This window comes from Hymenobacter defluvii, from assembly GCF_017589435.1.
In the GTDB taxonomy this organism is placed as follows: domain Bacteria; phylum Bacteroidota; class Bacteroidia; order Cytophagales; family Hymenobacteraceae; genus Hymenobacter; species Hymenobacter profundi.
On record NZ_JAGETX010000012.1, the window covers coordinates 20,390 to 43,771 of the forward strand.

Consider the following 23,382-nt stretch of genomic DNA (forward strand, 5'->3'; position numbering starts at 1 on the left):
GGGAATTGGAGAAGCAAGATACGGAGGAAATCCTGTGCTCCTACCCAACAGGTGTTTTGTACTATCTAGTGCCCGCAACGCAAAAAAGGCAGCCTGTAGGCTGCCTTCTCCATTTTTAAAGCACGTCCTGCTGAGCTTGTCTGGGCATTTCTACCGTTTCGTTGTAATCGTTAGAAATTACTCTCAGTAGAGATGCTTCGACAGGCTCAGCAGGACGGTTTCACGAAACACTAGTCACTGTTCCGCCTACCAGATTTTAGCCCGCACGTTCTCGGCGCGCATCATTTTAGAACCTTGCTTGCACCCGAACGCCTCGTAGAATTCCGGCATGTTTTGCAGCGGCCCTACCGTGCGGAACATACCCGGCGAATGCGGATCGGTGAGCACCTGCTGGCGCAGCGCCTCGGGGCGCGAGTTGGAACGCCAGATTTGCGCCCAGGCCAGGAAGAAGCGCTGCTCGGGCGAGAAGCCGTCGTATTGCGGGCGCGGGCTGTTACCATATTTCTTATCGAGCTGCTTTTGCAGGGCCGTGTAGGCCAGGTTCAGCCCGCCCAGGTCGGCCAGGTTTTCGCCCATGGTCAGCTTACCATTCACGTACACCGAATCGAGCGGCGAGAAGGCCGAGTATTGGTTGCCTACCAGAGTAGCGCGCTGGGTGAACTTCTCGGCGTCTTCCTTGGTCCACCAGTCGCGTAGGTTGCCAGCAGCGTCGAATTGGCGGCCCTGGTCGTCGAAGCCGTGGGTCATTTCGTGGCCAATCACGGCGCCCATGCCGCCGTAATTCACCGCGTCATCAGCTTTGGGGTCGAAGAAGGGAGGCTGCATGATGCCGGCCGGGAACACGATTTCGTTCATCGACGGGCTATAATAGGCATTCACCGTGGGCGGCGTCATGCCCCATTCGGTGCGGTCAATGGGCTTGCCATATTTCTCCACGTTGCGGGCGTAGTTCCATTTGCGCGCGGCCAGCACGTTGTTCAGGTAGGAGTCGCGCGAGATATTCAGGGTAGAATAATCTTTCCACTTATCGGGGTAGCCGATTTTTACGGTGAAGGCGTTCAGCTTTTTCAGGGCCTCGGCCTTGGTAGGCGCGCTCATCCAGGTGTTCTGCTGAATGTGCTCGGCAAACGACGCTTTCAGGTTGTTCACCATTTCCAGGGCCTTGGCCTTGGCTTCGGGCGAGAAAGCCTTGTCGACATACAGCTGGCCAAAGGCTTCGCCCAGCGTTCCATCAGTGGCGGCACCCATGCGCTTCCAGCGGGGCTGCTGCTGCTTGGCGCCACTCAGCACCTGCGTGTAGCGGAAGGCTTCGTCGCCGTAGGCTTTGGGTAGGGCCGAGGTCAGCGACGATACCAACTGCCAGCGCAGGTAGGTTTTCATATCGGCCAGCGGAGTCGATTTCATCAGCCCATTCACCTCCTGAAAGAAAGCCGGCTGACCCACAATCACCTCCTGGGCCGCGCCCAGGCCGTTTTGCTTGAGCAGGGTGGGTAGGGCGATGTTGGGGTATTTCTGGTTGAACTCCGCCAGCGGCATCTTATTGTAGTTGGCGTAGGGGTCGCGCAGCTCCACGCGGCTCTTGCTGGCTTTGGCAAGCTTGGTTTCCAGTGCCAGCACCGTTTGGGCGTTTTTGGCGGCCGTAGCCTCGCTGTCGCCCAGCAGTTTAAAGGTGTTGGTGAGGTAGTTTACGTAGGCGTTACGCACGGTTTTGGAACGGCCATCGTCCTTGAGGTAGTAGTCGCGGTCGGGCATGGTGAGGCCGCCCTGGTTCAGGTTCACGGCGTACACTGAGCTGTTCTTGCGGTCCTGCCCTACCCCAGCCCGAAACAAGGGTCCGGTACCCAGCGTCTGCTGGCGGGCAATTTCCAGTTGCAGGCTTTTCTGGTCCTTCACGGCAGCAATCTCGTTCAGCTCGGGCTGCAAATATTTCAGCCCGGCTTTGTCGATGGCCACCGAGTCCATACCCGAAGCGTAGAAGTCGCCTACCTTCTGAGCATTGCTACCCTTGGCGGCTGTGGTGTTGGCGGCGGCTTCTTGCAAAATCTGGCGGGTGGTGGCGTTGTTCTTGTTAGCCAGCTCGTTGAAGGAGCCCCAGCGCGACTCCGCATCCGGAATCGGGTTGTTCTTTACCCAGTTGCCAGAGGCAAACTCGTAGAAATCGTCGCAGGGGTTAGCCGATTTATCGAGGTTATTCACGTCGATGCCTATGCCTTTGGGTGCGTCGGCGGCGGCGGTCATGGCCGTGGCGGTACTGGCCGTGGTCGTGTCAGCGGTAGCAGTAGTGGCCGTGGTGGTTTTGGAAGAATTACAACCGGCGGAAAGCAAGCCCGCTGCCGCCAGGGTAGCCAGCGTCAGGGTATTATAATTTTTCATGCGCAAGAGAACAGGTTTGGTAGTAGCAGAAAGAAGTGTAGGCCTACCATCGTTCGAGTAAGAACAACGTAGTGCATCGCCCAAAATACAAGTTATTCTCCATAAGACACTACCCTATAGCCAGCGTTGCATGCTATCTGACGCCGTCCAAATTGCGTATCTTGCACGAATGCCACCGCTCTACAACCGTCGTCCTGACTCTGGTTTGCCCGCTTCTGCTGGCCGGCCGCTGGTAGCCCTTCCCTTGGGGGAGTTGCTCACGCGGGTGCGCCAAGCCCTGAGCGAGCGGTTTGCGGAATCGTACTGGGTGGTGGCCGAAATTGCCGACCTTACCCTCCCTCGCTACGACGGCGCCCACTGCTACCTCGTGCTCACCGACCAGCACACCACTGGCCGCGGCGCCGAGCTAAAGGCTCAGGCCCGCGCCACCATCTGGAGCCAGCGCTACCAGCAGTTGGCGCCGGTTTTTGCCGAGCACACCGGCCAGGAGTTGCAGGTAGGGCTCAAGGTGATGTTGCGCGTGCAGGTGAAGTTTCACGAGCAGTACGGCCTTTCGCTGGATGTGGTAGCCCTCGACCCCAGCTACACGGTAGGCGACTTGGCCCGCCAGCGCCGCGAAACCATCCAAAAACTAGCCGCACAGGATTTGCTGGAGCGTCAGCAGCGCCTGCCCCTACCACTGGCCCCGCAGCGGCTGGCTGTCATTTCGTCGCCCACGGCAGCGGGCTTGCAGGACTTTATGCAGCAACTGCGCGAGGCGCCATATGCATTCGAGGTGACCCTGTTTGCTGCTTCGATGCAGGGCCAGGAGGCACCTGCTAGTATTCGGGCGGCGCTAGATGCCGTGCGCCCCCAGCGCCAACAGTTTGATGTGGTGGTGATTATCCGCGGCGGCGGCTCTAAAACCGATTTGCTGGCTTTTGATGATTTCGGGCTAGCGGCGGCCGTGGGCAGCTTTCCCCTACCCGTGCTCACTGGCATCGGGCACGAGCGCGACGAAGCTGTGCTCGACCTCACGGCCCACCTCAGCCTGAAAACCCCTACCGCCACGGCTGTCTTCCTGATTGAGCGCCTGGCACGGTTGGATGCAGTGCTGAGCGGCTACGCTGGCCGCATCCGGGAGCTAGCCCAGGAGCAGGTCCGCGACCAGGAGCGCCACTTGCGCCGCCACGCCTTCACCATCCGCGACACGGCGCAGCAGCAGCTTCGCCAGCACCGCACCAACTTGCAGCAGCGCACTCGCCAAGCCGCTACCATTGCTCGCACCGAACTGCGCCAGCAACACCGTGCGCTGGCCCGGGTGCGCCAGCGCCTACCCCGTGCCACAGCCCGCGCCCTGGCGGGGCAGCAGCTACGGCTCCGGATGCTGGGCTACCGCCTCGCCCGACGCTTCCGACGCCTGCACCGCCGCCGCTGCGAGCAACTGGTGCACCACCGCTACCACGTGCAACTAGCCTCCGAGCGGCTGCTACACCGCGCCGAGCTACGCCTGGCCCAGGCGACGGCCTACCGCGTGGCCGCTACCGGCGCGGAAGAGGTAGCCCCCTCTACCCTACCCAATGCGGTGGAGTTGCTGCGGCCTTCGGGTGCGCCCTTGTTGCCCGAGGAGCTGAGCGCGGGCACAGCTGTACTGCTGCGCCTACCCTCCGCTGAGTGGTATGCCCGTCTTACGGCCCCCCGCGCCACTCACCACTCAAAGGAATGACTGTCTCCCGCTATTCCTCTCCAGTTTTTGATTATCAATTTTTAATTACCCAACAGTGTCTGACCAGACCTACCGCCAAGCCATTGAGGAACTGGAAACCATCCTGCGCACTCTCGAAACCGACAGCGTAGACGTGGACGACCTCACGACCCAGGTACAACGCTCCGCCGAACTGATTCGCTTGTGCAAGCAGAAGCTACGCGGCATCGAGTCAACCATTGATCAGGTGTTCGAGAACCTAGACGAAGAGGACGATGAAGTAGACGAGGACTAGCAGCGCGAGCAAGCAGAGCAGCTACCTGTGCACTTGCTTGGCAGACATAGGAAGACGTGTATATTTGAAGAACGTTCTGTCTACCACACCTAATTTGCCGCTTCACCATGTCCAATGCTACCTCTCCCTATAGTCCTTCAGTAGGTAGCCCTATCCCGTTGGATACGGCCGCCAAATGGACCAAGAAGTATCAACAAGAGCACCCCGAGTTTGACGAAGACGGCGTAGCCCAGGAGCCTACCTACGCTACCTTTTTCGGCCGCAAAGCCCTCAAAAAGCTCATGAAGCGCTGGGGCAAGCGTTGCGTGGGCATCCGCATCTACCAGGGCATCGACGATACCGACCCTACCACCACCAACCGCCGCCGCGTGGTGCTAGTAGCCGTCGATAAGCACGGCAACGACCTGCTGAATGTAAGCAAATGTGAAGATGGCTCCGTGGCTGATCCGGTGCTGGATAATGGATTAACCTGCCCCAAACACTGTTCCAACGATAGTCCATTGATTCAATAATTTACTGCCATGCCATGGTGGGATTCTTTCTTATACGGAATAGTCTCGGAGGCTGAAGCATTTGCTTTAGTGCCTCTAGCCGTAGCCCTACCTCGGCTACGGAATATACCGTATGCTTTCCGCCCAAGCCTCTACTATATCATTGGTTTACTGTCCGTGTGGTATTTGGGCCGTTATGGTCGTGTATATCTACACAACAACATCTTCTGCTTTCACCTTACTTCTATTCTGGAAATTGGCTTCCTGTCACAAGCATTTTATCGACTCATTCCCCAGCCTGCTTTCCGGCGAATAGTACAAATATGCTATATCATTTTTCTTTGTATTGCCTTTGCTGATGCTATGTTTTGGCATGGCTTGATGAAGGAAACAAACATTTATGCCCGCACTTTCGGAAACTTACTGGTTATCACATACTCTTTATATTATATTTTATTATTAACGGAAGAGGCCGTACCAGATATAGAAAAACGGCCCGAGTTTCTGCTATCTATTAGTGTGCTTATTTTCTACTCTGCTCCATTAGTGATGGCCATTATTGTGTTGTATGTGCAACGTTATAATATTGATCAGTTTGATTTTGTCATCCAAATACCGTTTATCCTCTCGGCTGGGGTAGCGGCTATGTTTCAAGCGCTGATGTTTGCTCGGTTTCCGCTGGATCGGCCACCCCGGCAGGCGCTGCCCGAGTGGTTGCGGTGGCGCTGGCGGCCGCGCAGCATTCCGGCCAAGTAACGCAGCCGCACCATAGTACCAGCGCGCCGGGAAAATACATATCTTCGTAGCAGGCACAGCCCGTCGGGCCTATAGCCGCCTTTCAGTGTTGCTATGCCCGAATCGTTACTCCCTCTGGTTCTGATTACGCCGTTGCTGATGCTACTTTCGGGTGGCATCATCGTCTTTGTAATTCGCTATCAGCGGCGGCTGTTTCGGCAGCAGGAGCAGATGCGTGCCGTGGAAGACACTGCCCAACAGCAGGCCCTGGAAGCAGCCTTGCTGGCCCAGGAAGAAGAGCGTCGCCGCATTGCGGGCGAGCTGCACGATGGGGTAGGCACTACCCTGGCCATCGTGAAGATGCACCTGAACGCCCTGTCCCGCCCCGACCTCACGCGCGACGCCACCGATTTGCTGGACCAGGTGATTGGCGAAGTACGCCGCATTTCGCGCAACCTGCTGCCCGCTACCCTGCAAAAGTTCGGCCTACCCTTTGCCCTCGAAGCCCTGGCCCGCACCGTACCTGCCGACGGCCCTACCCGGGTGGTGATTACCCAGCATGGGCAGCCGCGCCGCCTCTCGGCCCAACAAGAGCTGATTATCTACCGCGTGGTGCAGGAACTGCTCGGCAACGGCCTGCGCCACGCTCAGGCCGCCAACATCGACATCACCGTCAACTTCGGCCCCGATTCGCTTTCCATCCAATATATTGATAACGGCGTGGGCTTCGATCCGGCGCTGGTAGAGGCTCAACCAGCCGTAGGGGCGCGTATAGGACTGGGTTTCACCAACCTACGCAGCAGGGTAGCCGTATTGCGAGGTATGTTGCAACATGAATCGTCACCGGGCATGGGCAGCAGGGTTTGGATTTCCCTACCCCTTGAGTATCTTGCTTCCGATCCTGTTATTCCTGTCACCACCTATGAGCAACACCCCTATTCGCCTGGCGGTGGTCGATGATCATATATTATTTCGGAAAGGTCTACACGCGCTGCTCAGCGGTTTTGCGGGGATGGAGGTGCTGTTTGAAGCTGGTGACGGGGAGGAGCTACTAGAGCATTTCGATCAGGGCCTGGTGCCCGATGTGGTCCTGATGGACCTGCAAATGCCCAACCTCGATGGCCTCCAGACCACCCGCCTGCTACGGGCCCAATACCCGCACGTGCGCGTCATCATCATCTCAATGCACGACGAGCCGGACCTGATTGAGAGCTTACGCGCTGAGGGTGCCCACGGCTACCTGCTCAAAAACGCCGACCCCGAACAAGTACAAAGCGCCATCCGCACGGTGATGCACAATGGCAACGAGGCTTCCTCGCAGGTGCTGTACAAGTAACTCACCCTGGGGTAGAGACACAACATCTTGTGTCTCGTCGTTGCTGAGGTTGAGGTAAGGTTAACACGACATCAGGGCTGCCTAAACAGTAAGAACGCATGTTTGCGTCTCATCGTTGAACATTTGCCACCCGATTGTTCAACGACAAGACGCAAATATGCGTCTCTACTGCACCTCGAAACCCGCTTTTTGCAACTCGACCCAGAACTGGGGGTAAGACTTGCGCACCACTTGCGGCGCTTCTACTGTAAGGGCTCCGCGCATGGCTAGCGGGGCAAATGCCATGGCCATACGGTGGTCGTGGTAGGTAGCCACCGACTGGCCCCCTACCTTAAAATCGGTGGAGGACACCCGGAACCGACCGTCGCCTACATCCGTCAGCGCCCCGCCAAACTTCGCTAGCTCGGTTTGCAGCGCGGCAATGCGGTCGGTTTCTTTGATGCGTAGGCTTTCCATACCCGTCATGTCGAACGGTACGTCTAGGGCAGCGGCTACTACGGCCACAGTTTGAGCCAAGTCGGGGCAGTCGGTGAAGTCCTGTGCGGCCGCAGTTGCCGGCGGAATCTGGGTGAGGCGTACACCATCGGCTACGTACTCGGTAGCAACGCCCAACTGCGCCATAATGCCCACAATGGCCTGATCGCCCTGCAAGGAATATTCCCGCAAGCCCGGCAATGTAACTTCCGAGCCCTGCGGCCCCAAGGCCACCATGGCATACCAGTAGCTCGCCGCCGACCAATCGCTTTCAATGGTGTAGTCGGCAGGTTGGTATGCCTGTGGGCGCACTTGCAGCACGCTCCCCAAGTCGCGGCAGTCGGCCCCGAAGTGCTGCATCAGCGCCTGGGTCATCCGGATGTAGGGACGCGAGCCGACCTTGCCGGTCAGACGCAAGAGCAGACCGTGCGGGAGCGTAGGCGCAATCATCAGCAAAGCCGAAATGTATTGGCTGCTGATGTCGCCGCGTACGGCCAGCTCCGGTATTTCTTCTTCGTTAGTGGTAGTCGTTTGCCATCCTTCTAGGCGAAGCGGTGGGTAGCCCTCCTGGTTTTCGTAGCTGATGGTGGCTCCTAATTCGCGCAGTGCGTCTACCAGCACCTTAATGGGCCGTTCCTGCATCCGGGCGGTGCCCGTGAGCAGGCCGTGGCTATCGGTCGCGGCGAGGTAGGCGGTCAGGAAGCGCATCACCGTACCGGCATCTTCCGCGTCAAACTCAGTGGCCGCGGGGTTGGCCAGTAGGCGCTGCATCAGCTGCGTATCGTTGGCATCGGATAGGTTGTCGAGCTGGCCGCCGCCTGCCAGCGCTCGAATGATAAGGGCACGATTACTTTCGCTTTTAGAAGCCGGCAGCTGCGCCGTGCCACTCAGGGGCTGGCCCGACCAGGTGAGGGTAGTAGACAAAGGATGTGCAGATTAGGTGTGAAAGGTCGAATAGGGTTGGCAGTTACACTTTTGTGCTTTGTGTTAACGCTTCAGCACAGGAAGCAAACCTTGTAGCTATTGGGCTATTTTTTGATAATAACGGAGCGAATCAGTTACATCCTGCATCGTAATGGGCTGGTCGTATACGGCGCGGCCAATGGCTTCTAGCAGTGTGCAATTGATGGTGGTCCCGGCGTTTTTCTTGTCCTGACGGGCATAGTCAGCAATGGCCTCCGTCTCTAATGTCACAAACGGCACCTTCTCGTAAATCGAGAACAAGAACGTTTCAATCTTATCCAGTTCCTCGGGGCTGAGAAGACCTTTCTGAACTGATAGCCAGCTTTCGCAGACCATACCCGCGGCCACGGCCTCGCCGTGCAGAATCTCGCGGCCGGGCTGCGTGAGCAGGTAGCTTTCCAGGGCGTGGCCTACCGTATGGCCAAAGTTCAGGATCTTGCGCAGCCCGCTTTCCAGCGGGTCTTGCGCCACAATGGCTTCCTTGGTAGCCACCGAAGCTCGGATAACCGGCGTCCAGTCCTCCACGAATAGGCCTGTGTAGCGCCCAGCGGCAAAGGCCTCAGCATCGGCAATTAGCCAGTGCTTCACAATCTCCGCGTAACCCGATTTCAGCTGCTGCGGGTCGAGCGTTTGCAGGAACTGCGGATCGATGAACACAGCCGCCGGCTCCTGAAATACGCCAATGTGGTTTTTAAATCCCTGATAGTCAACGCCCGTCTTGCCCCCTACGCTGGCATCTACCTGCGCCAGCAGGGTAGTAGGCACCTGCACAAACCGAACGCCGCGCTTGTAGAGCGCCGCGCTGAAGCCACCCAAATCCGTAACCACACCGCCCCCCAGGTTCACGACCACGGCAAACCGGTCGGCGCGCTGCGTCGTAAGTTCGTTCCACACCAACTCGCAGCTACTAAGCGTCTTGAACTCCTCCCCTGCCGGCAGCATCACTACGCTATGTTCTTCGGGCAGGTAGGGGCGCAGAATGGGATAGCACAGGCGTTGCGTATTGTCATCCGTTACTACTACCACCCGCCCCACGGCAGGGCGAGCCAGCAGGGTAGCCAGCTCGGGCAACGAATTAGGTCCAATGGAAAGAGAAGCAGCCACGGCTATTGAATTTTCTGGTAGATTTTTTGCACAGAATCCGCAAGGACTTCGGTAAAAATAGCGTGATTTGCTGCAACCTTTCACGGCTTTATCGAATCATACTAGTGCGGGGCTTTTACTACGTTATTTAAGTATCTATCTATGAATGTTCTATACCAAAAAGGTGGCGCTGTCCTTCTTTGTGTGGGCAGCTTATTCACAACAGGTTGTAGCCGAGATTCGGTGGCGGGTGTGGAAGACCAATTGGTAGGCCGCTGGGAATGGGTGGAAACTACCCTGCCTACAGACTCTCTGAAGCTGACACCTGCCCTGGTAGGCCATACCAGCGCCGTAGAATTTGACCGGCGTGGCCGGGCCCGTTTCTACCAAGACAACTCTATGACTGGCGCCGCGCAGTTTACCCTGCGCCGCCGCAGCCACCGCAAGCAACTGATTGTGTACCACGGCTACCGGGCGCACCAGTTCTATACGGTTGTAGGCAACCGCCTCTACCTGCGCGATACAGACGCGGAGGGCCGGGGGCACCTGTTTGCCCGCAAACGGCCGGTCTCGTCTGTGGCGGGAAATACCGTTTCCTACCCTACCCAATAGCGCTAGCAGCGGCTGGCCAAGATGCCCCTAAGCAGGTGCAACTATGGTGGAAGAAACGGTGTTAAAAAAGGTATCTTCGCCCTGCGAAAATGGCCTTTTCGCTGTTTTACTCCCGATTCGCCTTCTTATGCCTGTTACCCAAGCTCCACCCGTTTCATTCGAGGACACTGCTGTTGCCTTTGCCGCCAAGTCGGATGCGGACCTGCGCAAGACTTACGCCCTATTTGCGGCCATGAATAGTCCGGCCACCGTGAAAGCGGGCGGCTCGCTTATGAAAACTGCTCTTCAGTGGCGTATACCCGGCGTTAAGTTCTTGGTGAAGCACAGCATTTTCTCGCAGTTTTGCGGGGGTGAAACCATTCAGGAATGCAAGCCGGTGATTGAGGAGCTGGGCCGTTACAACATCGGCACCATTCTCGACTACTCGGTGGAGGGCGAAGGCGACGACCGTAGCTTTGACCGTACCCGCGACGAACTGCTGGCAACTATTGAGTTGGCGCATCGCTCCAAGCACATCCCGTTTTCGGTTTTTAAAGTGACGGGGGTAGCCCATAGCGCCATCCTGGAGAAGAAGCAGGCCGGCAAGCCCCTCACGCCCGCCGAGCAGGCCAGCTACGAGCGTGCCCACGCCCGCGTTGATGCCATTTGTAGCCTGGCGCATCGCCACGGAGTGCGCGTGTTCATTGATGCGGAAGAGAGTTGGTTTCAGGATACCATTGATGCGCTGACGTATGAGATGATGGCGAAGTACAACCGCGAGTCGGCTATCGTCTGGAACACTTACCAGCTCTACCGCCACGACCGGCTGGAAGCACTACAACAAGCCTACGTTACTGCAAAAGCCGAAGGCTACTACCTGGGTGGCAAGCTGGTACGGGGTGCTTACATGGAAAAAGAAGGCCGTACGGCTGCCCAGCGTGGCTATGCCAACCCCATCAACCCTACCAAAACGGCCACCGACCAGCTCTACGATGATGCTCTCCGCTACTGCGTCGACCACATCGACCGCATCAGCCTGTGTGCCGGCACCCACAACGAAGCCAGCTCCCTCCTACTCACGGAGCTGATGCAGGCTCGCCGCATTGCGCCCAACGACACCCGCGTGTGGTTTGCCCAGCTCTACGGCATGAGCGATAATCTTACGTATAACCTAGCACATGCGGGCTACAACACGGCCAAATACGTGCCCTACGGTCCGGTAGCCGCCGTGATGCCCTACCTCCTCCGTCGTGCTGATGAAAACACCGCCATTGCTGGGCAAAGCAGCCGCGAGTTCTTATTGATTCAAAAGGAAATAGCTCGTCGGCGGATGTCTGTTTAAGTAGCTACAGGGAACGGCATAATTTTAGCTCCCTTTCCCGCTATTCTGTCCCTACACCCCGGGAATATTTGTTCCACCCCTGCTTTTCCCACATGATTAATCGCGTCCGTACGCATCTTATTCGCTTCGCTCGCCAGCAAGTTGGCACTACCAGCTTTTTGAATCTTATTCAAGAGGCCGAACTGGGGCTGAACCTGGACATCACCCACGAAAAGTCGCGTTTGGTTGAAATTCTCGCTGAAATCTCCGAATCCGAATTTCATGCGAATCGTCCGCTGCTGAGCTGCTTGGTGAAAATAAAAGGAGCCAAGGGGCAGGGTGACAACTTTTTCAAGATGTGCGAGCGGTTAGGTATGGGCGAATGGAGGCAGTTGAAACAGGACCAGGACTTTGTAAAATCGCTCCGTAGCGAATGCCGTGACTTCTGGCAAAACGACGAAAATTACAGCCAGTTTCTCTAATCGTCTTTCTCCAATAGATACAACCGAAAGAGGTAAGAGTACAAGATACGGGCAACTGTACAGCTAGGTGTAACCCTATAGTGCAGCCCTCGTTAAGGAAGGTGTATTTCGAGACTTCCGCATGTGATACGTGCGCTGGTCCGGGATACACCTTTCTATTTAACCTTAAGACTCTTTCCCGATGAACACGAACGATCGTAACAACCCACAGAACACAGGTACAGGTGCAGGCGCTAACTATGGTACTACCAACACTGGTACTGGCGTAGGCAATAGCTCTAGCACAAGCAATGAAGGCACTAGCTACAACGCTGGCACTGGCGCAAACCCTGGCGTTGATGGCGACGATTACAGCGCTACCGCTAAAGGTGGTGCAATGGCCGGCTCGGTAGGAGCAGCAGTAGGCCGTGGGATTGATGGCATACAGAATACAGCTGATGAAGCAGCACACGCAGTAACGGGCGAACCTTATCGTTCAGGCAGCAGCGGTAGCGGCAGCAGCATGTTGACCTCTACCTTCCGTGACCGTGACAGCGCCGAGCGTGCTTACAACTCACTGTCGTCGCGTGGCTATACCAAAGACGATGTAAACCTGCTGATGTCGGACGAAACGCGTAAAACGCATTTCGGCGAAAATACCCCCGAAACCGATCTGGGCGATAAGGCCATGGAAGGTGCTGGTGTAGGCTCGGCCATTGGTGGTACTGCTGGTGCCGTAATTGGTGCTATTGCTGCCATTGGTACTTCGGTAGCACTGCCTGGCTTGGGCTTAGTAATTGCCGGTCCGATTGCCGCTGCATTGGCTGGTGCCGGTGCCGGTGGTCTAACAGGTGGTCTAGTAGGCGCACTGGTAGGCTCGGGCATTCCTGAAGAGCATGCCGCTGAGTACGAGCAAGATGTAAAAGATGGCGGCATCGTAATGGGTGTGAAACCCCGTAACGAAGAAGACGCTAAATACTTTGAAGAAGAATTCCGTCGCCACCAAGGCGACCGTATCTACAAGTACTAAGCATATCAGCTACCTGCTTACGCAGTGACTTAAGAAAGAAGCCTTTCCTGTTTCAGGGAAGGCTTCTTTGCATTTCAGGCTGAATTTTTGTGTTGATACAGCATCATTGCGTAGAAAGTGCCGGCAGATTACGTAGCAATAGCGACAATTTCAGCCCCTACCCTCGGGAATATAAATGCTGGCGAATACAGGGCACTTATTTGTCTGATTTAGACGTTCTGATACCAAACCGCGCAATCTGTGCGCACGTACGCAAACAGAGTGTGTTTTTCCTATATTTGGTTTTCCTCCATTTTATTTTTTCTTCATGTCTTCCCCACGACTTAAAATAGGCCTGTATGCCTCGTTGGTGATGGCCATCTTCGTGTTGGCATCCTACAAGCTGTACCAGCGCAACGATGCCACTGCGCCTCAGAAAGACGATGTACTGATCAGAGTGATGCTGAGCGGGCTGAACATTGCCCATTATCAGCCAGAGAAGATTGATGACGCCTTCTCGAAGCGCGTATTCGATCTGTACCTCAAGCGCATCGACGTCAACAAGAAGTTTTTGTTGAAGTCTGATGTAGCGCAACTCAGCAAGCTCCAAACAGACATCGACGACGAAGTGAAGCGTGGGTCGCACGAGTTTCTAGACATGAGCACGCAGTTGATGGATCAGCGCGTGAAGGACATTCAGGCCCTCTACCGCGACATCCTGACCAAGCCATTTGACTTTACCGTGGAGGAAAAAATGGAAACTGATCCGGAGAAGATGGTTTTTCCAGCTGACAAGGCGGCCCAGCGTGAGGACTGGCGTAAGTTCTTGAAATACCGGGCCCTAGTGCAGATGTCGGAGATGATAGACGAACAGGCCAAGCGTACTGGTAAAGGCAACTTGACTGCCTCTACTGTTAAGAGTGCTACCCTTGTTACCGACGAACCCAACCGCACCCCTGAGCAAATGGAGGCCGAAGCTCGCAAACGCGTGCTGAAGTACTATGACGACCAGTTCCGCGACCTGATGCAGACCGACGCCAACGACCGTTTGGCGATGTATGCCAATGTGGTAGCGAATACCTACGATCCACACACCGAGTACTTCGCTCCTCGTGATAAAGACAACTTCGATCAGGCCATGACAGGCCGTTTTGAGGGCATCGGCGCTTCGTTGCAGGAGAAAGACGGCCAGATCAAGGTAGCTGATATCATTCCGGGTAGTGCCTCCTACCGTCAGGGTGAGCTGAAAGCCGGCGACATCATTACGCGGGTAGCCCAAGGCGCTGAGGTACCGGTGTCGGTAGAAGGTATGCGTCTGGATAAAGCCATTGTGCTGATCAAAGGCAAAAAGGGCACGGAAGTACGCCTCACGGTGAAGAAAGCCGATGGTAGCACCAAGATCATTCCTATCATTCGGGATGTGGTAGTACTGGAAGACACCTTTGCGCAGTCGGCTACTATCAATGAGGGCGGGAAGAAATATGGCTATATCAAGCTGCCTTCTTTCTATGCCGACTTCAATGACAACGGTGGCCGCAGCTCGGCTGGCGATGTGAAGAAAGAGTTGGAAAAACTTCAAAAAGAAAATATCCAAGGACTAGTGCTCGACCTGCGATTCAATGGCGGTGGCTCGCTGACAGATGCCGTGGAAATGGCTGGTCTATTTATCGATAGTGGTCCGGTGGTGCAGGTACGCAGCCGCCAGGGTGCCGCTACCGTACTAAATGACCGTGACCCTCGTGTGCAGTACACCGGCCCGCTGGTGGTGCTGGTAAACAAGTTTAGCGCTTCGGCTTCCGAGATTTTGGCTGCGGCTGTCCAGGACTACAAGCGCGGCATCGTGATGGGCTCTACCAGCACGTATGGCAAAGGCACCGTGCAGCGCATCTTCGATCTGGACGACGCCCTACCCGCTGAGTTCAACAACATCAAGCCGTTCGGTTCGCTGAAGCTAACGACGCAGAAGTTCTACCGCATCAATGGTGGCTCTACTCAGTTCAAAGGCGTGATGTCGGACATTGTATTGCCCGATCCATACAGCTACCTCGACCAAGGCGAGAAAGAAGCTGAATATCCGCTGAAATGGGACGAAATTGCTCCGGCTCGTTACAAGACATGGGCTGATGCCCCAGCTGTGGCCAAGCTAGCTGCTGCTAGCCAGAAGCGCGTAGCCACCGACCCACGCTTCAAGCTAATGAGCGAGATGGTGCAGCGTATGGTACAGCGCAAGAACGACACCAGCGTATCGCTGAAACTGACGACGTACAAAGCCGAGCAAGACAAAGCCAAGATTGAGTCGGATAAGTTTGAAGCTGCTCAGAAAGCTGCTGCTACCATCAATATCAGTGCCTTGGCTACTGATATCCAGGCGCAGGGTAGCGACACGGTGAAGGTAAACCGCGCTGTTCGCTTCGTGAAGCCGTTGCGTAAGGACATGACCCTGCGTGAAGCCGTATCAGTTATTCAGGACGAGGCATAGTGCTTCGTCCTACCTTATCAGAAGCCCCGGTACCGTTTTGGTACCGGGGCTTTTTCGTTTCAACGGACAACAACCAATAGCATTAGCAAACACACCTTATAATTATCGAAGATCTTCAGAGGAATATTAAAATTTACTCAATTGATAATCAATTACTTAAAATACTAATTTCATTACGAATATTTTTAGTAAATATGCAACTAAATAATAGCTATTGCCTGTTTACTTAGCATGACGACGACAATGGAAACTCCTATCATTCCGCTCGTAACGGACGAGCAGAAACAAGCCGAGGAAACGTGGCGCAAATCCATTCCGGCCCAGGTTTTCCTCAACTACTTTTTCGCTCTGAATTACCACATTCAGGAAGGCGACGACGCGCTGGGCGGGTTGCAGCACCTTCCTTTCTTCCGGGCCCACGAGGCTGAGTTGGCAGATACGGATGTACAAGCCATTACGCGCTTGCTGCACACGTGCTGGAGCACCGAGTACGCACTGCGCGCCACTGCCGAGCTGGGCGACGAGGACTACTTGCGCAACGCTTTGCATTGGACCTTTCCGCAGGCTTACCACACCATCTTAGCTGGCTTGCAGGCGTTCCTGTATACCACGGGCGTGCGCGGCAATAACCCTTCGCTTATCCGGCGGGAGGTAGGGCGACTGGTGGTACGCAACGCCTACCCACGACCGGTATCATTCTATGCCGCGGGCAGCTACGGCGACTTTAGCATACACCGCCTACCCCTGGCGGGCTACAAGGCTGGGCTGCACATTGCCGGCAAAGAGATTGAAGCGCAGGCGCAGATTGGTCAGTTTTTGCGCACCACGCGCAAGATGAAAGCCCAGTGGACGCGCCAGCAAGTGCAGAACAACCCCAACACAGCTATCCGCAGCCAGAAAACCGGTAAGCCGCTGGACAAGTGGACGGCCGCCCATTGGCAGCAGATTACCTGGCGCCTAGGTTATACCACGGTTTTCGACCTGTTGGGCCGCTTGCAGATTTCGCAGACCAGCCGCGAGATTGAGCGCTACGTGGAAGCCGACATCGACTTCAGCCTGTTCCATCAGTCGCTGCTGAATGTAGTGAGCTACCTCAATGGCATCCACGAAACCTACGTGGCCAAGGCCATGGGCTTGGAGCGCTACCAGCAGCTTGTAGCCGACTTGCCCAAGCACTTGCAGCACGGCTTCGTGCAGGAACGCCTGCGCACGCGGGTAGAGCCCCAGCTACTGGGCCAGGAGGCCGATGGTCAGATGGGCATTGCTGCTTAACCCAATTGCTTCTAACAGTCCTACTCCATATACACGTAAACGCTGGTCTGCTGGGCCAGCGTTTTTTGTTGCGCCATGGTTTACCTTTGCAGCTTGACTTTTGCGGCTGCGGCCGTCTGCCACACCCCTACCCTATGCATCATCTTAGCGAACAGGAGCTAATTCGTCGTCAGAAGCTGGACGAACTACAAAAGCTCGGCATCGAACCATATCCGTCCGAGCTGTTTGACGTGAACTTCTACGCCCAGGAAATTCACGACAACTACCACCCCGAGCTGAACAATTTTCAGGACGTGCGCCTGGCGGGCCGCCTGATGTCGATTCGGGTGAAGGGCAAGGCCTCGTTTGCGGAGTTGCAGGACGCGTCGGGCCGCATTCAGCTCTACGTGAACCGCGACGAAATCTGTCCCGGTGAGGACAAGGAGCTGTACAACACCGTGTTCAAGAAGCTGCTCGACTTAGGCGACTTTGTGGGGGTAGAAGGCTACGTGTTCAAAACGATGGTAGGCGAAACGTCTATCCACGTGAAGAACTTCAAGCTGCTGAGCAAAGCCCTGCGCCCCCTACCCGTAGTGCGCCGAGTAGTTGACGAAGCTACCGGCCAAGAAACCATTTACGACGCCTTCACCGACCCCGAGCAGCGCTACCGCCAGCGCTACGTGGATTTGGTGGTGAACCCGCACGTGCGCGACGCCTTCGTGAAGCGCACGCAGTTGGTGCAGGCCATGCGCAACTACCTCAACGACAAAGGCTACCTGGAGGTGGAAACGCCCATCCTGCAGCCCTTATACGGTGGTGCCGCCGCCCGACCCTTCAAAACGCACCACAACACACTGGACATGACGCTCTACCTGCGCATTGCCAACGAGCTGTATCTGAAGCGCCTGATTGTGGGCGGTTTCGATGGCGTGTACGAATTCTCGAAGGACTTCCGCAACGAGGGCATGTCGCGCTTCCACAACCCCGAGTTCACCCAGATGGAGTTGTACGTGGCGTACAAGGACTACTACTGGATGATGGATCTGGTGGAAGAAATGGTAGAGCGCGTGGCCCTGGCCCTGCACGGTAAAACCGAAGTGCAGGTAGGCGAAAACCTTATCAACTTCCAGCGCCCCTGGAAACGCTTTACGATGGCCGAAGCCATTGCGCACTATACCGGCTTCAGTATTGATGGCAAGAGCGAGGACGAGCTACGCGCCGCCGCCAAAGACCTCAAGGTAGGGCTGGATCCCAGCATGGGTAAGGCCAAAATCATCGACGAGATTTTCGGGGAGCACGTAGAGCCGAAGCTCATCCAGCCTACCTTCATCACCGACTACCCCGTGGAGATGTCGCCGCTTGCGAAAAAGCACCGCGACAAGCCGGGCTTGGTAGAGCGTTTCGAGGCGATTTGCAATGGCAAGGAAATCTGCAACGCCTTCTCCGAGCTGAACGACCCCATCGACCAGCGCGCCCGTTTCGAGGAGCAGCTAGAGCTAGGCAAGCGCGGTGATACGGAAGCTATGGTGCTCGACGAGGATTTCCTGCGCGCCTTGGAGTACGGCATGCCGCCCACGGCCGGCCTGGGTATCGGCATCGACCGCTTGAGCATGATTATGACGAACTCCACATCTATTCAGGATGTGTTATTCTTCCCGCAGATGAAGCCGGAATACACCAAATCGGAAAACGCGCCGCACCCGGAAGCGGAATAATATTCTGCGCGTTGAGCAGGGTGGAACAACTTGCTTAATGGCACTAAGGCCCGTCATCCCTTGGAAAACTCGGAATGACGGGCCTTAGTGCTGAAAAAGCGTTTTTGCATCAGAAGACAAAAAAGGAAAGGCCGCTCGCAGTAATTGCGGGCGGCCTTTCGAATTATAATCGGCTAACCATTCAAAACGGTTTGCTTGAAGAAGCTTGCGATGGACGAGTCTGATTTTACGACCTGAATGTTTGACCATTTCAGGAAGAAGCTCCTACTGTCGGCAATTTTACGACAAACAACTATCCGTTTATCTATTCAAGCCGGTTATATCTTCTTTAACGGCTGATTACGGGTAGGGTTACGCCAGTGCCGTATTTTTTTAGCTCTGCGACGAAGTATCGTTGGCGTTTTCGCGGGCCTAGTGCTTGATGGGGTCTACCTTCGGGGTAGGCTGCGGGCTACCAGTATGGTTGGCCACACTCTTGGTGTGAGCAGCAATTTCCTTTGCATCTTCTTTCTCTTCAGCAGCAGCGGCCTGTGCTTTGCCCGTTACGGCATCGGCGGCGGTTTGGGCTGTGTCGCTTACGGTATCGGCAACGTCTTGGGCTTTCTCTGTGGCCGTGCCAGCTAGCGACTGCGCTTTGTTGGTTACATCATCGGCTACTTTCTTGGCTTGCTCAGTGGCTTGGTTTGCTAGGTCGGTAGCCTTACCGGCTAGTCCTTGCGCTTCTGCTGAGAGGGAAGCCAGCGCATCGTTGGCGGCAGCTTTGCCCTGCTCTACCAAACCAGCAGCGCTGGTTTTGGCCTGATCGATGCTTTCCTGGCCTTTCTGTAGCAGTTTATTTACATCATCGCCGAGCTTTGCGGCCGATTTTTTCAGGTTGGCGCGGGTTTCTCCTCCGGCTTCGGGAGCTAACAGCAAACCGGCTACGGCACCAGCAGTGGCGCCAACGAGCAGGGAGAGGATAATTTTACCGGCGTTGTCTTTGTTATCTTTCATGAGAATAGGGAAAAAGGTGAAACAGGCAGTCTGTCAGCGAATAACGCAACCCAGGCAGGTAGGGTTAACCCTGAGGTAACAAAAAGACCTGACGTAGTGGGTCAGGTCTTTTTATTGTTACGAGAAAGTGGTCAGACCTACAGGTCGTTGAGCATCTTCGTAATTTCTTTTTTGCCTTTGCCGAGTTTCTGCTGCAAACGGCCTACCAGCTCGTCGCCTTTGCCGTCAGCATACTCCAGGTCTTCGTCAGTGAGCTGCGCATATTGCTGCTTCAGCTTGCCTTTGGCTTCGTCCCAATTGCCTTTCAGGTTCAGGCTGCTGCCAGCTTCACCGATGCCCAGGTCTTCCAGTTTCTCAACGTAGCCTTTAAATTTCGAGTCCAGCTCTTCGCCGTATTTCGACAACTGGTCGCCTAGCTGACCGCTGTATTTCGTAGCAGCGCTTTTCAGATTTTCGCGGGTTTCCTTGCCTTTATCGGGTGCAATGAGCAGGCCGGTTACGATACCAGCGGCAGCACCAGCAAGAGCGGCGAGGAGAATTTTACCCGTGTTGTCTTCTTCTTGATAGGACATTGTGTGAGGAGAGAAAAGTTGTGTATAGAATCAAATGAACGACTGCCACCCTCTCGCAGAAGCAATAACATCAAGCTGCGCTTCAGCGTGATGGCAAGTTGCCTTTCTATACGAAGGCCGCGGGCAGGGGTTTTCACGAGAAGACAAAAAATAGGAATACACAGATATTCCAACGGCTACCTGCTTATTTCGTACTCTCTGCTGAAGCTGCTCTTTGCGGCCCCGATACTTTCCTCTCTGCCTATGCTTTCCAAATTCCTTTTTGCGTGCTTGCTGCTGAGCAGCGCCGCCTGCCATCGTACACCCCCGCCTACCTCGGCCACTGCCTGCATCGACCCAGCCAAAATCCGCAAAGATGCTATGTGCCCTATGAACTACGACCCCGTGTGCGGCTGCAACGGTAAAACCTACTCTAACAGCTGTGCCGCCGACAACGCCGGCGTAACCAGCTACACCCCCGGTGCCTGCGCGGGCACGGCCAATTAACTACTTCTCCTACCCTACCCATGTCTGAAAAGCGCTATTTCCGCCAGCAGGCGCCCTTCCGGGTGCCTACCACCGATGGCAAGCTCATAGAGGAGCATATTGGCTTAGCCAGCACCCATACGCCGCAGTATAGCGTGGCGCACATGGTGGCCCCGCCCCAATGGAGCGAGCCGCACCAAACGCCCGCCTTCGACGAAATCACGCTGATTGTGCGGGGCCGCAAACGCTTTGAAGTAGACGGCGACGTATTAGAGCTAGGCGCAGGAGAATCGCTTCTGATTAAGGCGGGTGCCCGGGTACGCTACTCCAACCCGTTTGCAGAAGAGTGCGAGTATTGGTCTATCTGCGTGCCCGCCTTCAACCCCGATACCGTGAACCGGGAGGCTGAGTAGATATTATCAGGACTGTCCCTACCTTATAGGAAACACGAAAGCTACGGCAGGGTAGCATTTGCGCGGTCCAGGTCCCGTTGCAGTAGCGCGATGATTTGATCGATGGCTTGTAGTCGACTGGCCGTATCGAGGCTATCTGGCTCTAATTGGGCGATGCACTGCACCAATTCGTCATAGAAAAAAGTCCACACAGGAGAAGGGTTTTCTCTGCATTGAGGCAAAGCCAGCCGTAGCTGTAGCAACTGCATAGCCAGTGAGGCCAAACTACTTAACCGTTGCTGCTGGGCTTCGCCGAAAAGCCTGGCGTTTCGCCCAGCAATGCCTAACACGCCAATATTATAGCCCCCCGGCATTTGCAATGGATGCCCTACGTAAAAATGCAATTGCAGCATTTCGTTAAGCAGGTCGGCTATAGGCGTGGGTAAGACTACCTCGTTCAGATTTTGCACAACGGTAGTTGTATCCTGCAAAATAGTGACTGAGCATAGGCTCTGGTCGCGAGGCACCCGCCGGGGTTCCGATAGCCCATACAGCGCCTTCATCCATACCACATCAGCATCTACAAACGATAACATGGCTACGGGAGCGTTGAATAGCAGAGCAACCAATTCAACAAGCGCATCGAAAACGACATCGGGTAGTGCCTATAGCACCCGAAAAGGCGCCAATGCCTGCAGCCGCGCCTTCTCATTGGATGGAATTAAACTATCTGGAAAGACCATCGTGCGCGATATAGTGCTGAGCTGGACTATATACGAAACAACATGTTATTCAGATGTACAGCTGACTTTGTTTTCTGCTTTTTTGAGACTGTTCAGAAATTCCCTTGAGAGCAATGAAGTGTAGTAGGTTCCACCTAAACGACACATGAAGTCCCTGAGAGGCACTGCGCAATGTATCAGCAGCTTACGCAATGCTTCCCAGGGACTTCGGCGTGGAGAATTATCCCTACCTATTTACACCATGGAGCACGCCTATTTACCAAACTGCTGCTCCATAAACAGGTAGCGCGGACGTGTTTTATCTGCTTCAGCCTGCGTTTTTACATCAATGTGCAATACTTGCCCGCTGCTGGCCTGGTGCCAGGTAGGCAGTCCAGTGCTGTTGGGGTTACCGGTTTTGATGAAATTGGCAAAGTACGTTTGTATGGTCTTGGACACTTGGTGGTCTTCTGGGGTCCAGGCGTATACCTTGTTAGTTCCCAGGTTGCCCAAAGCGTACTCGATTTCGGCGGAGTGCACTGCCCCCTTGGCTAGGGGCGCTTTGGGGGCGCCAGCGGCTTGCTTCACTACGCCCCCGGCCAGGCCGGCGGTGGCGTTACCCATTTCGGGGGTCATGGCGGGGCGAGGGCGGGCGTAGAGGTAGCGGTACACGGGCTGGCCGCCGGTTTTTTGCTGCATTTCGGCCCACTTCCAGGTGCTGTAGGCAATAAACCGGTCGCTGGCCAGGTTGGTGGCGGCTTGCTCTACTTCGGCATCGGTGGCGGCAGGGTAGGCTTTTTGTGCGTCGGCAGCCCGCTCGCCGTATAGCTTCTGCAAGGTTTTGGTGTAGTTAGCGGCTGTGGGCTGCTCTTGGCCTAGCAATGCTTGGTAGCCCATTTCTTGCGAGTTCCAGCCTACCAGCAGCGGCACGTGCGCTTGCTCGCCTGCGGCAAATGTAGCGGTGGGCATCTTGGTGAAGAAATAGCCATCGAGGGTAGGCGCAAAACGGGCCGCTCCCGGTTTGCCGGTAGCTTCCAGCAACTGCTGCGCCGGTAGCGCGCGCAACGCGGCCAGCGAACCAGCACCTAAACTGGTGGCAAAGGCAACGCCGGTTTGCTCACCCTCGGCCAGCGACACCGGCCCGAAGCCGGTGTTCAGCATAGAACCGCTTTCGCCAATGGCTCGTGCAAACAACGTCTTCGACACTGGCGAAGCCATTTGCGCGCTCACCGACATCGACCCGGCCGACTCGCCGGCAATGGTTACCTGCTTGGGGTCGCCGCCGAAGGCCGCAATGTTTTGCTGCACCCAGCGCAGGGCCGCGCTTTGGTCCAGAAAGCCGTAGTTGCCGGAGGCGTGGTGAGGCGATTCCTTAGTCAGCTCCGGATGCGCCAGGAAGCCAAACACCCCCAGCCGGTAGTTTACCGTGACGGCCACAATGCCTTGCCGAGCCATACTCTCGCCATCGTAGCGCGGCTCGGAGCCATCGCCGGCCACAAAGCCGCCGCCGTAGAAATACACCAGCACCGGCAGCTTTTCCCGGCCCGTTTTGGCGGGCGTCCATACGTTCAGGTAGAGGCAGTCTTCGCTGACACCATCGGAGCGGAAATTCATATCGCCGAACAGCGGCAGCTGCATGGCGCGCGGCCCAAACTGCTTGGCGGGGCGCACGTTGGTCCAGCTTTTTACGGGCTGCGGCTCACGCCAGCGCAGCTCACCTACGGGGGGCGCGGCAAACGGCACCCCTTTAAACTCATGAATGCCGCTGGCTGCCGTAGTGCCCTCCAACGGGCCATTTGCCGTTTGCACCCTGTTACTGGCGAGGCTGTTGGCAGCCGCCGTTTTGGTTTGCGCCATGGTGGTCGCAGGAGGTAGCGCTACCGTGAGCACGGCCGCTAAAAGAAATACTTTCATAGGATGGGGATAGGTAAGAGCAAGAAATACGTGTGGCCGGTGGCCTCGTTTTGCTGATGATAG

Annotated in this window: 21 protein-coding genes and 1 pseudogene; 15 read left to right on the forward strand and 7 right to left on the reverse strand. The window is 55.9% G+C overall.

Annotation, left to right across the window (positions count from 1 at the left end):
• Positions 1 to 246: 246 nt before the first annotated feature.
• The gene (locus J4D97_RS17260; protein WP_208308665.1) at positions 247 to 2,373 is read right to left on the reverse strand and encodes a M13 family metallopeptidase; all 2,127 of its coding nucleotides are present in this window, start codon (positions 2,371 to 2,373) and stop codon (positions 247 to 249) included.
• A gap of 169 nt (positions 2,374 to 2,542) precedes the next feature.
• On the opposite strand from J4D97_RS17260, the gene xseA reads away from it, so the two are divergent.
• The 6 genes from xseA to J4D97_RS17290 all read left to right on the forward strand — a co-directional run bounded on the left by xseA (position 2,543) and on the right by J4D97_RS17290 (position 6,914).
• Positions 2,543 to 4,078, forward strand: a complete 1,536-nt coding sequence (xseA, locus tag J4D97_RS17265) for an exodeoxyribonuclease VII large subunit (RefSeq protein WP_208308666.1) — start codon at positions 2,543 to 2,545, stop codon at positions 4,076 to 4,078.
• A gap of 55 nt (positions 4,079 to 4,133) precedes the next feature.
• Positions 4,134 to 4,352: an exodeoxyribonuclease VII small subunit gene (gene xseB, locus J4D97_RS17270; RefSeq protein WP_208308667.1), complete on the forward strand. Its 219-nt coding sequence runs from the start codon at positions 4,134 to 4,136 to the stop codon at positions 4,350 to 4,352.
• Positions 4,353 to 4,459: 107 nt separating this feature from the next.
• Positions 4,460 to 4,864, forward strand: coding sequence for a hypothetical protein (locus tag J4D97_RS17275; protein ID WP_208308668.1), 405 nt, complete (start codon positions 4,460 to 4,462; stop codon positions 4,862 to 4,864).
• A gap of 498 nt (positions 4,865 to 5,362) precedes the next feature.
• The gene (locus tag J4D97_RS17280) at positions 5,363 to 5,599 is read left to right on the forward strand and encodes a hypothetical protein (RefSeq protein WP_208308669.1); all 237 of its coding nucleotides are present in this window, start codon (positions 5,363 to 5,365) and stop codon (positions 5,597 to 5,599) included.
• A gap of 93 nt (positions 5,600 to 5,692) precedes the next feature.
• The gene (locus J4D97_RS17285) at positions 5,693 to 6,538 is read left to right on the forward strand and encodes a sensor histidine kinase (RefSeq protein WP_185280949.1); all 846 of its coding nucleotides are present in this window, start codon (positions 5,693 to 5,695) and stop codon (positions 6,536 to 6,538) included.
• Positions 6,501 to 6,914, forward strand: coding sequence for a response regulator (locus J4D97_RS17290; protein ID WP_208308670.1), 414 nt, complete (start codon positions 6,501 to 6,503; stop codon positions 6,912 to 6,914). The genes J4D97_RS17285 and J4D97_RS17290 overlap by 38 nt, the downstream gene beginning before the upstream one ends.
• A 165-nt stretch (positions 6,915 to 7,079) precedes the next feature.
• Here the strand turns inward: J4D97_RS17290 and J4D97_RS17295 are convergent, their stop codons facing one another.
• Together J4D97_RS17295 and aroB are read right to left on the reverse strand one after the other, a co-directional pair.
• Positions 7,080 to 8,312 carry a 3-phosphoshikimate 1-carboxyvinyltransferase gene (locus tag J4D97_RS17295; protein ID WP_243900376.1) on the reverse strand — a complete coding sequence of 411 codons (1,233 nt, stop codon included), beginning with the start codon at positions 8,310 to 8,312 and terminating at the stop codon, positions 7,080 to 7,082.
• A gap of 96 nt (positions 8,313 to 8,408) precedes the next feature.
• Entirely contained in the window at positions 8,409 to 9,455 is a 1,047-nt protein-coding gene (aroB, locus tag J4D97_RS17300) for a 3-dehydroquinate synthase (protein ID WP_208308671.1), read from the reverse strand.
• A gap of 141 nt (positions 9,456 to 9,596) precedes the next feature.
• Here aroB and J4D97_RS17305 point away from each other — a divergent pair, with 141 nt between their 5' ends.
• From J4D97_RS17305 to lysS, 7 genes are all read left to right on the forward strand, one after another.
• Positions 9,597 to 10,046, forward strand: a complete 450-nt coding sequence (locus J4D97_RS17305) for a hypothetical protein (RefSeq protein WP_185280952.1) — start codon at positions 9,597 to 9,599, stop codon at positions 10,044 to 10,046.
• A gap of 127 nt (positions 10,047 to 10,173) precedes the next feature.
• A complete protein-coding gene (locus tag J4D97_RS17310) occupies positions 10,174 to 11,367 on the forward strand; it encodes a proline dehydrogenase family protein (protein ID WP_208308672.1) in 1,194 nt (397 codons plus the stop codon).
• 92 nt (positions 11,368 to 11,459) lie between these two features.
• Positions 11,460 to 11,828: a hypothetical protein gene (locus tag J4D97_RS17315; RefSeq protein WP_185280954.1), complete on the forward strand. Its 369-nt coding sequence runs from the start codon at positions 11,460 to 11,462 to the stop codon at positions 11,826 to 11,828.
• 181 nt (positions 11,829 to 12,009) lie between these two features.
• Positions 12,010 to 12,837, forward strand: a complete 828-nt coding sequence (locus J4D97_RS23900; protein ID WP_347879361.1) for a hypothetical protein — start codon at positions 12,010 to 12,012, stop codon at positions 12,835 to 12,837.
• Between the two features lie 307 nt (positions 12,838 to 13,144).
• Positions 13,145 to 15,295: a carboxy terminal-processing peptidase gene (locus J4D97_RS17325; protein WP_208308673.1), complete on the forward strand. Its 2,151-nt coding sequence runs from the start codon at positions 13,145 to 13,147 to the stop codon at positions 15,293 to 15,295.
• A 243-nt stretch (positions 15,296 to 15,538) separates the two neighbouring features.
• A complete protein-coding gene (locus J4D97_RS17330) occupies positions 15,539 to 16,567 on the forward strand; it encodes a hypothetical protein (RefSeq protein WP_208308674.1) in 1,029 nt (342 codons plus the stop codon).
• A gap of 134 nt (positions 16,568 to 16,701) precedes the next feature.
• Entirely contained in the window at positions 16,702 to 18,261 is a 1,560-nt protein-coding gene (gene lysS, locus J4D97_RS17335) for a lysine--tRNA ligase (protein ID WP_208308675.1), read from the forward strand.
• Positions 18,262 to 18,672: 411 nt separating this feature from the next.
• On the opposite strand, the gene J4D97_RS17340 is transcribed toward lysS, so the two are convergent.
• Both J4D97_RS17340 and J4D97_RS23905 read right to left on the reverse strand, forming a co-directional pair.
• The gene (locus J4D97_RS17340) at positions 18,673 to 19,254 is read right to left on the reverse strand and encodes a YtxH domain-containing protein (protein WP_208308676.1); all 582 of its coding nucleotides are present in this window, start codon (positions 19,252 to 19,254) and stop codon (positions 18,673 to 18,675) included.
• Between the two features lie 137 nt (positions 19,255 to 19,391).
• Positions 19,392 to 19,826 (reverse strand): YtxH domain-containing protein, encoded by a 435-nt coding sequence (locus J4D97_RS23905; protein WP_185280959.1) that lies wholly within the window; start codon positions 19,824 to 19,826, stop codon positions 19,392 to 19,394.
• Positions 19,827 to 20,069: 243 nt separating this feature from the next.
• Between J4D97_RS23905 and J4D97_RS17350 the strand changes: the two genes are divergently transcribed.
• Together J4D97_RS17350 and J4D97_RS17355 are read left to right on the forward strand one after the other, a co-directional pair.
• A complete protein-coding gene (locus J4D97_RS17350; RefSeq protein ID WP_208308677.1) occupies positions 20,070 to 20,312 on the forward strand; it encodes a Kazal-type serine protease inhibitor domain-containing protein in 243 nt (80 codons plus the stop codon).
• 20 nt (positions 20,313 to 20,332) lie between these two features.
• Positions 20,333 to 20,704, forward strand: a complete 372-nt coding sequence (locus tag J4D97_RS17355) for a cupin domain-containing protein (protein ID WP_208308678.1) — start codon at positions 20,333 to 20,335, stop codon at positions 20,702 to 20,704.
• 41 nt (positions 20,705 to 20,745) lie between these two features.
• Here J4D97_RS17355 and J4D97_RS17360 read toward each other — a convergent pair.
• Positions 20,746 to 21,327, reverse strand: a pseudogene (locus J4D97_RS17360) (hypothetical protein); the annotation flags it as partial.
• A 351-nt stretch (positions 21,328 to 21,678) separates the two neighbouring features.
• Entirely contained in the window at positions 21,679 to 23,319 is a 1,641-nt protein-coding gene (locus tag J4D97_RS17365; protein ID WP_208308680.1) for a carboxylesterase/lipase family protein, read from the reverse strand.
• Between the last annotated feature and the right edge of the window lie 63 nt (positions 23,320 to 23,382).